Origin of the sequence: Aerosakkonema sp. BLCC-F183 (assembly GCF_041929145.1) — a bacterium.
Classification (GTDB): domain Bacteria; phylum Cyanobacteriota; class Cyanobacteriia; order Cyanobacteriales; family Aerosakkonemataceae; genus Aerosakkonema.
Genome location: NZ_JBHFNU010000062.1, coordinates 155,035 through 165,327 on the forward strand (window position 1 = coordinate 155,035; position 10,293 = coordinate 165,327).

Sequence of the window (10,293 nt, forward strand, 5' to 3'; positions counted from 1 at the left end):
TCATTTGACGATGCCTTTTGTGGCTAGAGAACCCTAGCTTTGGGGCAATTCGATAATTGTAGCCAACAAGCTTTGCAATCGGTGTAGATGCGATCCTACTTGGTAGAGTAGATCCCCTTTTCCCAGCAGGTAGGCAGCTGCTTTTCGATCGCCACCTAGCACAATAACTGAATCTGCCTCACTCGCGGTACGCAATGCAATCCTCCCCGGTAAGTTAGAGCGAATGAGCGGGGTGACAACCTTAGCTTCTGGGCGTTGGGTAGCGACGATCAGGTGGATACCAGCTGCTCGCGCCATCGCGCCGAGACGTTTAATGCACAATTCTAGTGCATTGCGAATTTCTTTTTCCGCCATAAAATCAGCATATTCATCAAAAATGCAAACTATGCGGGGTAGGGGTTTACTTGCTTGCAGATTGTAATAACTGATATCCGGACACCCAGCAGTTTCAAACAGACGGTAACGTTCCTCCATTTCTGTAACTAACTCATTCATCAGGACGATCGCACTTTCGCTATCTTTTACCACAGGAGAATATAGCCAGGGTATCCCTTCAAATTCCGGAAAAGTTACGCGCTTGGGATCGACGAGGGCAATTTTGAGGCGATCGGCTGCGTGTCGCCAAAGTAAACTGAGGAGAAGACTTCGCAAAAACTCGCTTTTACCGCTACCAGTTGTCCCGCCTACCAAAAAGTGACAGGTATTCGGATCGGATAAATCTGCTTCTACTAATTCGCCATCAAGATTTACGCCAATAGCAATTTTTACAGGTGCTGTTGCGGGTAATCGTTGATGCTGGATGTAATCTTCGATTTTGGCAATTTGACGATCGACTCGCGGTAAGTCTACACTGACATATCCCGCTTGCGGTGCAATCATCGGCGGGTAAGCTAACTCTAATTGCACCTGTAGATCGGCATATCTATTTAATATAGAGACAACTTTTACGCCAAGTTGAGGTTTGAGTTTAACGCGGATGAAAGCTGGGCCGATCGCTGCACCTTGGTAATCAACGTTAATAGCAAAAGACTTGAGAGTTGCCACTAACTTTTGTGCGATCGCATCGGCGTCGGGAGTTGGTGCAGGTTGCTTTTTCGTTTTAGGTGTCTGAGATTTCTTTTTCTCAAATGCTTGAGAAGATATCCCATCTTCAGAAGGACTAGGTTGACTGCTTTCTACCGTAAAAAAACTCTGACACTTTTCTTGCTGAGGACAAATCTGACAAAGGTGCGCTTGGGGAGTTGGTGGCGGCGGATTGGGATGAGGTGATTTCCAACTCAACCATTCTCGCATTTGCTGTAATTTATGAGGAATAACCTGATGAACTGTATTTTCCAGTTGTTCCCAGGAATAGCGATATTCTTTGAATTCTGGAAAAACGCAGTAAACCGCCGAATCAACTGGCACGCTTTTCTTTTCTTTCAGCATATAGCTGTAGAGAGAGACTTGCGCTAATTGTGCTGAAGGATCGACAGGTTCGTAAGTTTTGTACTCGACTACACAAAGGCGATTTTTCTCAAAATCGAAAACTAAACTATCGAGTCTTCCGATTACCTTCTGTTGCGTTCCATTTGGTAAATTGAAATTATGTTCGAGGCTGAATTCTCCCGTCACTAAAGTGCGAGAAATCACCGCATCTGCACGACAATAGCGGCGGTTTTTAATCAATAGTTCAGTCCAGTGACGAATCAGTTTGGTTAATCCCTGCCAAATTTGATGCAGCGCCGTTGCTTGGTTGGTGTCTTGTTGTTGAATAGCTGGTTGCAGATAGGAAGGATAGAATACTTGTATGTAAAATAACTGTTGGATTTGAGTAGCGATCGCATCCGCTTTCAATTGTTCTAATGGTGGATCGAACAAACCTTGAAACTGCGGTTCCCGCTTAGCAGTACTGATAAATTCTTCTGCTAGTTTGTGGAATATAGTACCAATTCCTTTAGTGCGATCGTCCGGCAAAAATTGCGTATTTCCATCAAAATGTTGCTTCAAATAAAATAAACGCGGACATTCAAACGCAACTCTGACTTTGGTTACGCTAAAAGAAGTATTTTCGGATTTTTCAGATCGCGGCATTAATGCGCTCTCCTCTGAAGTGGTATAATGAGAATTAGTTACTTTTAATAAACGCCGATGTACGTGAGCTAGATAAACTGTATCGTATTTGGCATATTTTAGCTGTTTTTCAGTTAGAGGTCGCCGTCCCCAGTCGGTTGCTTGTTCGTCTGTATCTATATTGGTAAATTGACAAAGTTCTGCTGCTAAAGTTTTGAGTTTTAGGTTAGACACAGAAAGGCGATCGCGTGTGATTTTCCTCGCCATCTTCAAAGTGCAAGTCACATTTTGCGCTTTGCTTCCCCCCAGAAATCTCAGATCGTAACTGGCATTGTGAAAAACCTTTTCAATTTCCGCATTAATCATGATTTGGTTGACAAAATATGCTACCAAATCCGGTTTATCTAATACATCTAGAATATAAGCGCGATCGGCATTAACATTGTCAGTATCTGCCAACACCTGAATCAGAGATAATCTCGGATAGGCGGTATTCCAGTCAGCCACTTCTGTATCTGCAAAAATGAGTTTTGCGGATACAAATTTGTTGATTATGGCTATTATTTCAGAAGCTTCATTTAGATAAGGCATGAGATACTAAAGTTTAGGTATAAAGCATACTAAATGGTCTTTTGGCGGATCGTTAGGATTAACAAGTTGGATTTTATTTTCCTTAATTAGCTGCTGAATCAATTGCTCAACTTGAATTTGATTGACTTCAGAAAATTTCCTGACTGCATTTTTATTTAAAGTATTTTTACTTAAATATCCTTGAGTTTTGACTACATTAAGTAAAAATTCTCCAACGTCCTTTAAATTAGCCTCATTACTTGTTGGAATATCTGCTTTTTGCAGATTACCTAATTCCTGCAATAAAGTACAATTATCCAAAATTTCCGCATCGCGAATTAGAGCTTCTAATTCCTTCAAGCTGACGGGTTTGCCTGCCACTACCAATTCATTGGCAAGTGCCGAATTAACCAAACTGTGATATGCAGCTAAGTAGTGAACAGAAGATAAAGTTGGCTTAATATGACGATGTTGAGAATTTGTGAAAATTTGTTTGTATATTTGGTATCCGGCAAGTTTTCCGTTCCCTACTGTCACACCACGAATCAGATACAGATTTTCACAAGCATTTTGTTGAATCACTTTCTGGCAAGCATTCATAATATGAACAAAGCTAGTCATACTGGGGTCTTCTGTCCAGACTATTCCTATCCTTTTTTGCTGATTAGGGTTTTCATAACTGAGGGAATGACCGCTGTACTTTCCACTTAATAGTTTAGGTTTAATTCCCTGAAATTGTAAGGCAGCTAAAGCTTCTGCCAACATCCGAATTAGTTCGGGTGCTGCTAACAGGCTAATTTTGGTAATTTTTACCTGAGCTTTTTTGTATTCATCCTGCCAGATTAATTTGAAGGCTGCTAAAACCTTGTCATTCGCATCATTAGCATCATTAGCATTATTACCATTATTACGATTATTACCCTCATCAAGCTCATCATCTTTATCAATTGGAGCAATTATTGATTTTTTGTATTTATCAAACAAATGCCCACCCAGAATTAGTGTATTCCTGGGATCGGTTTTACCACCAGGAAATTTGATTTCTAGTGCTTGGCGAGTTAAAGGAAAAATTGAGGAAGTAGGCTGAGGCTTAGCTTGAGAGTGAAGTGGCTGTAACCTAAAAGCCCACAGTGCTTCTGCTTGATCTAGATTAATACGTTTTAGATGAACTTCTCGATGAATCCCAGCTTTGTCAGACATTTGTATGCGATCTATAACTCGCTTCCAGCCATCGGTAAGGAAGCTGATAACTATCAAAAAGTTTTTTAGACCATCATTATGAATAGTTGTGTTAACGTTAAAAAAAGGTTGTGGATTAAAATCACCTTCGGAATTTATGCCTGTTTCTGTATTGTCAAAACACAAGACAATCGGCTGAGTTTCAGTAGAAATTCTGCCTAAATTTGATAAAGTTTCCCAGGCAGCTTCTTCTGTTTCAATAGAACGTCGAATTTTTAATTCTTGCAGAGACTCTTCACTTAAATCATCTCCTCGTAACCACTCGCAGGCCAAGGGATACAATTCTGGATCTGTGAGGTCGTAAAGCACTCCAAAAAAACTATCAGCATTATAAATTCCTGCTTCTTTGTATGAATCTTTCAGGTGTCTAATAAATTTTTGCCGATTGCTGCGTAATAATTGCCAGACACTATCATCAAAAATTCTTTGTTTTAGACTGCGCTTCGTGAAAGCAGATAGACTTTTCAGCCATAGCATCAGCTGTGAATCTTTTTGTCCCTCTGAAACCTGCATTAAGCTATCAACGGTATAGCGCAGGATATGACGCCTGATGTAGTCGTTGTTAGGCCAAGGCCCAATGTAGGCAAAAAAAGCTTTGCGGTTGAAAGCGCGTTTTAGCCGACCTAAGAGATAGCTTTTGCCAGAACCTGTATCGCCAGTAAGGAGTAGGGTGCGACTGCGATGGTCTTTGGCAACCAGGTCGAGAACTTCTTCAATTTCTGCGATCGCCTCTTGATGAATTGAATCTACTGTTAATCTTGAGTCTTGCTTTTCCCTCCAAAAGTTACCCGGTTTAAAAGTGGTGGGGTCAAAGGGATTAACCTCGCGTCGAATAATCTCGTCAATGGATGCCATACTGAAACTTCCTTTAAACTTGGTAACTGCTTTTAGAATGCCAATAGTTGGCGAGTAGATTGCTAGTTGGCGATGATAAAAAACAGTGGCCCGCCGATATCTTGGGGAATTCCGGCGTCAATTTGTTCTGGAGTATAAGGCGTCGTATCTACCAGCGAACTCAACTCAATCCGATCGTCGCGTTGCAAGTGATAAAGCGATCGATCTAATTCTTCTCTAGATAGAGGCGGTTGTAACTTCTGCCGCAGGTGAAAAATTGGCAAATAATTTTCCGTCCCCAATTCTTTATCTAAATCTCGAATTATCTCTAAAATCTCATCATCGCTAGGCTTATCTATCTGTGTAACTGGCGGCGATACTACTTCCGACTTTTCGCGGAAGGATTTTCGCAAAAAGTTCAGGTAATTTTTCACCAAATCCAGGCTAATGGTTGCAGAACCCTTGGGGTTGTAGTCATCCCGCAAATATTCCAGTCCTCGCTGAGTCAGCCATACCTCGGCTTTCTGGGGTTTGAGTTTATTTTCGGCTTTAATCAGGCCGCGATCGGCTAGATTTTTTAATATCTCCTCTCTTTCTGCCACTTTCAGCACTCTGATAGCGCTGGTTTTGATGTTTCCAGAAGCTTTACCTATTTTCTCCAGCACCTTCAGCTCTTTGTCTGCAATCGGTAACTGGGAGGCATCTATTTTCAGCAGAGCGCGACCGGGAGGTAAAATTTTAACGACAGCAATTGCGCGGGAAAAGTCGATCAGTTCCCGTTCTTCCCCCAACTCTCGACAAATTTTGTCCTTACCTTTAAATTCTTTGAAAATGGCAGCAGAAAGGGATGACCTATAATTAGGACAACCCAGCAATTTCAGCAGGAACTTCAGGTTGTTAATTTCCATTTACTCACCTTTATCTAACTTATTAGAATAACTCGAAAGCTAAAATTAGGTACGTAGTTGGGCTTTAGCCCCTTGATGCGAGGGATAACAGGGATATGAACCCAACAAGATACCCAGAAAGCAAATAACTCGCAACTTGCGTTACTTAATAAAAAAAATATTTACCAGCAAATATCTCGAACTGGTAATATATGGCATTGGCTTTATTAATCATAAATTTAATCTCATCACTTTCTAGCTCTTGTCTAACTATTTGTTTTAAAAATTGACGCTTTTTGGAAGGGCCAGAATGAAATCCTTGCTCTTTGTGAACTTTTTCTACATTTTGTTTCGTATGGTTAAAAATGGTAAAATTTGTATCAAACTGTTGATTTATTTTTTCTATTATTCTACCAAAATCCTGGGTAACTTCATCAAATAAACCTACAACGTAACGAGACCTATAGGGCATTATCCTCGTATAAAAAGATATCCAATTACTAAAATACTTTTCTAAAGGGATATCTAATGCAGGATTTCGAGATGAACTTAAATAATTTGTTTCTAACTCCAAACATCTCAGAGAAACTACAGCATCCACAGGCTTTCTGATCAAAACCAGAGTTGGTATATTAAGATGGGTAGCACGTATTATTTGGGCAGGCGCGTGTAAATGCGATGCCAATGCAATGCGACGAGGTTGAGCAGATTGAAATGCACCAATAGAAAAACTATTTGCAGAACGTGGAAATCCTTCTATCACTAATTCAGTATGTTTTCCTACTGCTTGACAGGGGTTTTTTCCAGCTATTTTTACTAATGGGAAAAATAATTTTGGATGAAGACTTAAAAATGAGCGTACCTCAAATTTTTGCTGAAACCAATTTTTTTCTAAAGCACCCAGATCGTACATATTTAATGAAGTCATTGTTTGTTTTTGAAAATTCTAATTCATAAAAAAAATACAGCCAAGCGATATTTTGGAGGTTACCTGTTTATTTTTGGGAGCGTGGCATAGCGCGATCGACGCAAAATCTCTGCCAACACTACACAAAAAATACAGTTTATTACAACAGTTATATCCGAGTAAACTAACAATGTCAAACTGGCTGTATAGACATTCAGATAAAAACTACTATCCTAAGATAGATGTATTTTCCATTAGCCTATGTGTGAGGATGATTTTACTGCATCTGTTCCGCAAAGACTCCGGCCACTTGCTTCCCAGTGGCGATAAATCACCTTCATCTGCTACTACACTCTCGTCAAGGTAATTTCGGACACAGCGACAATACCAAATCAGATAGGTATAGGCTAATGTCTATCAAATCACTGCCATTAGGACTTCTATTTGAGTAACTTGTATGAATATTCTCATGCTCTCGTCCACGTTCCCCTATCCACCCAGCCGAGGGGGAACGGAAATCAGAACTTTCAACCTGCTCAAATACCTGCACCAGCGCCATCACATCACAGTGGTGACTCAACGCCACGCAGGAGTAACAGATACAGAAATAGAAGAACTGCGTCAATGGGTAAGCAACCTGGTAATTTTTCCCTTACCGCCAGAACCAAAACAAGGGGGAATCAAAGGATTATTCGGCAAAACGGTACGTTTCGCGGAGTCAGTCCTCAAAGCAACGCCACCGAATGTTTTATATCGCTACTCACCGGAAATTCAAAATTGGGTAGATGAGTTTGTCAAAGCTGGCAAATGCGATGTTATTACGTGCGAACATAGCGTTAATGAAATTTACGTTCGCCCTGAATTTCGCAAATCGGTTAAGACAGTTGTCGATATTCACAGTTCGGTTTATGGGTGGATTCGCGATCATTTGGAAATGGGAGCGTCACCGAATGCTTTGCGCGATCGGCTTTATCTTATCCTACTATTAAAACGTTACGAGAAACGCTACTCTGGGAAATTCGATCGCATCGTCGTCACCACCGCAGACGACAAACAGCAATTCCTCAAACTCCGTCCCGACGCGCAAATCCCAGTCATTCCCAATGGCGTAGATTTAGAACTATTTCCCGATCGTACCACCGATCCGGGAGGACATAAACTAATATTCGTTGGCGCAATGGACGCTACCCACAACATCGACGCCGCTCGGTTTTTTGCTTTAGACGTATTGCCAGAACTGCAAAAAAGTTACCCATATACAACTTTTAGCATTGTGGGCGCACGTCCCACAGCAGAAGTTTTGGCACTGGGGGAGCGCACCGGAGTTATCGTTACGGGTAAAGTTCCTTCAATGGCAGATTATTTGCACGCGAGTACAGTTTGTGTTGTGCCATTGCGGGCGGGTTATGGTATTAAGAATAAAACCCTAGAAGCAATGGCAGCTGGAGTACCGGTAGTAGCGAGCGATCGCGGTTTGGAAGGACTAGCCGTCGATACTCCCGACGTACCCTTACGCGCCTTGCGAGCAAATCGCATCGAAGAATATGTGAGCGCGATCGCTCGCTTATTTGAAGATACCAAACTGCGAGAAGAACTATCGAAAAATGGGCGATCGCTTGTAGAAACAGAATACACTTGGGAACGCGCCGGTCAACTTTACGAACAGGTATTGCAAAAGTAGGTTGTGTTTAAATAACGAAACCCAACACGGATGTAATTCTTGTTGGGTTTCGCACTTCGCTTAAACCAATCTACAATTTTAATTTCGTTCTTCTCTACGACTTAAGAATTCTCGCAACTTGACTTTCAATACCATGTAATAAGGTAATTGATAATTTTCGGCTAGCAGCCAAACTACAAAAGAGAGATGGGAAACAAAAGTCAAACCGATCCAAAACTTGGGAAGCCCAGCACCGTAACTTCCCTCTTCGGTAGGAAAAACATAAGCAGAAATACCAACTATTAGGGTCGGAAAAATTACTAAAGCCGTTCCCAGCAGCCAAAGGACTGCTGTTAGCTCAGAATCCTTCTGATGAGCTATTTTCCAGTTGCGACCCGTCCATCGCCAAGCCATTGGCTGCGAACTATCAGCCATTATCAGCAACTGATCCTTAATGTTAGTCGTGAAAATATGGCGACAAAAGTTACAAGCAAAAGATTCCGTGAGAGTCAGTACCGAAAGCTGCCCGTAGCGACAAACGGGGCAAGTGTAGACATCATGAAGGTTGAGGCGTCTACTTTCAGTTGGGGGAGTCGGCGATTGCTTGGGTATCGGTTGTGTCATGCCAAGAAACTATTGGGAATTTCAAAAGTTGTATTGGCCGTAGTCTAGCGAGTAGTGACTGGGAAACCCTTCTATCCACAAATAAATTTTACAATCTGGAAAACGCCCAGCGGCTTAAGCAACTGGGCGTTTTTTAGTTAAAACGGAATTGCTTTTAACTACAGTTTATTTTTTATTGTCTCTGAGACTGGAATTGTAGCTTTGGAAAGATTCGTAGTTCTCCTGTGGATGATACAAGTGGCACTCGCTTACAATCTTGTTCATTAAAGACAAAGAGAAGCGGCATTCCCGTAAATACTCTCCCCAATTTTGTTTCAAACTGCGATGAGCCATTCGGAGATTGTAGGAAGGAATGGCAGTAGAAAGGTGATGGGGAACGTGAACGTTGATATCGTGGCAGAGAATTTCTACCCAACGAGGGTAGTCGCAGTGAACGCTGCCAGCTAGTTGGGCCATAGCCTCGTTCCACTCGCTTTCTGGCTTAAAGGGAATTTCTGGATCTGTATGGTGTACCAAGGTAAAGGTACTCATCCAGAAATGGTAAACCAGCCACGGTGCTAACCAGAACTTGACGAAGCCCCAGATACCGAGCGTGGCGATGAGGATCGGGAAAGCAATAGCAGCTGTTACCAGCACCAGTAGGGACGAGAACTTCACTTGCGATCGCTGTTTGCCCTCAAATCGCGACCAATCAAAGTGCAACAGAGCCCAATGCGCGATCGAACCCACCCACCAAAACCAGCCTCGGATTGCCTGATAACCCCACTGCAACGGGCGTCCCGCACTGCCATAAAACTCTGGCTTAAAAGGTTGCCAAGCATTATCCTCATCTAGCTTATTAGTGTGAGCGTGGTGATAATTGTGTAATATGCGCCAGCTGTGGAAAGGGTAAATTAAAGGCAGCATCATTGTGTGACCCACCAAATCGTTCACCCACCGTCGGTTGGCAAATGACCGATGGCCGCAGTCATGACCGATCACAAAAAAACCAGTCAGCGCCGTACCCGTAAAAATCCAACATAATGGCAGCAGAAACCAGGGTGAAAAGGCGATGCTCACATAACCCAGGCAAGCCAGCAAAACGCTGATAGCAACTGATGTCCAAGCTTTTCGCCGATCTTTGACGAATACTTCGCGCGGCAGAGTTTTCAATATATGTCTGAGGCGTAACTCCGAAGGGTTAAGAGTCAATGCCTGGTTCTGTGCTTTGATCGTCGATGCAGTCATGTATAAATTTAGAGGTCTCCAAATGCCAGTAAAGGTGAAGTACCCATTTCTGTATGCGAAGCATACAGGCTGTGCTGATGATGTGTTTTACCGCTCCAAAAACGCTAACAAACGTTACCATTTTCTTCCTGCTTCATTCTGGTGGTGTCGGAACCAACCAGTCCACAGGCTGACACGACCGAGCTGGCCGCTCTCTCCAGATTAATGGAGGCGTTTAAATCTCTATCGCATTCAAACCCACATTCAGGACACCTGAATATCCGTTCTTTGAGTGAGAGCGAATTTTTAACCTG

General features: G+C 42.3%; 8 protein-coding genes. 1 reads left to right on the forward strand and 7 read right to left on the reverse strand.

Features of this window, described 5'->3' with window-relative positions; genetic code table 11:
* Positions 1 to 33: 33 nt before the first annotated feature.
* The 4 genes from ACE1CD_RS18640 to ACE1CD_RS18655 form a co-directional block, all read right to left on the reverse strand.
* Entirely contained in the window at positions 34 to 2,643 is a 2,610-nt protein-coding gene (locus ACE1CD_RS18640; protein ID WP_374825993.1) for a DNA translocase FtsK, read from the reverse strand.
* Positions 2,644 to 2,649: 6 nt separating this feature from the next.
* Complete coding sequence (locus ACE1CD_RS18645; RefSeq protein ID WP_374825994.1) at positions 2,650 to 4,716, reverse strand: ATP-binding protein; 2,067 nt, start codon at positions 4,714 to 4,716, stop codon at positions 2,650 to 2,652.
* 62 nt (positions 4,717 to 4,778) lie between these two features.
* Positions 4,779 to 5,603, reverse strand: coding sequence for a transcription factor RcaD (locus ACE1CD_RS18650; protein WP_374825995.1), 825 nt, complete (start codon positions 5,601 to 5,603; stop codon positions 4,779 to 4,781).
* Between the two features lie 145 nt (positions 5,604 to 5,748).
* Entirely contained in the window at positions 5,749 to 6,510 is a 762-nt protein-coding gene (locus tag ACE1CD_RS18655; protein ID WP_374791491.1) for a hypothetical protein, read from the reverse strand.
* A gap of 436 nt (positions 6,511 to 6,946) precedes the next feature.
* Here ACE1CD_RS18655 and ACE1CD_RS18660 point away from each other — a divergent pair, with 436 nt between their 5' ends.
* Positions 6,947 to 8,170, forward strand: coding sequence for a glycosyltransferase family 4 protein (locus ACE1CD_RS18660; protein ID WP_374825996.1), 1,224 nt, complete (start codon positions 6,947 to 6,949; stop codon positions 8,168 to 8,170).
* Positions 8,171 to 8,248: 78 nt separating this feature from the next.
* On the opposite strand, the gene ACE1CD_RS18665 is transcribed toward ACE1CD_RS18660, so the two are convergent.
* The 3 genes from ACE1CD_RS18665 to ACE1CD_RS18675 all read right to left on the reverse strand — a co-directional run.
* Positions 8,249 to 8,773 (reverse strand): hypothetical protein, encoded by a 525-nt coding sequence (locus ACE1CD_RS18665; RefSeq protein WP_374791495.1) that lies wholly within the window; start codon positions 8,771 to 8,773, stop codon positions 8,249 to 8,251.
* A 165-nt stretch (positions 8,774 to 8,938) separates the two neighbouring features.
* Positions 8,939 to 10,000: a fatty acid desaturase gene (locus tag ACE1CD_RS18670; RefSeq protein WP_374791497.1), complete on the reverse strand. Its 1,062-nt coding sequence runs from the start codon at positions 9,998 to 10,000 to the stop codon at positions 8,939 to 8,941.
* A 104-nt stretch (positions 10,001 to 10,104) separates the two neighbouring features.
* Positions 10,105 to 10,293, reverse strand: a 189-nt coding sequence (locus tag ACE1CD_RS18675; RefSeq protein ID WP_374791499.1) for a zinc ribbon domain-containing protein, incomplete at its 5' end; no start/stop codon positions are given.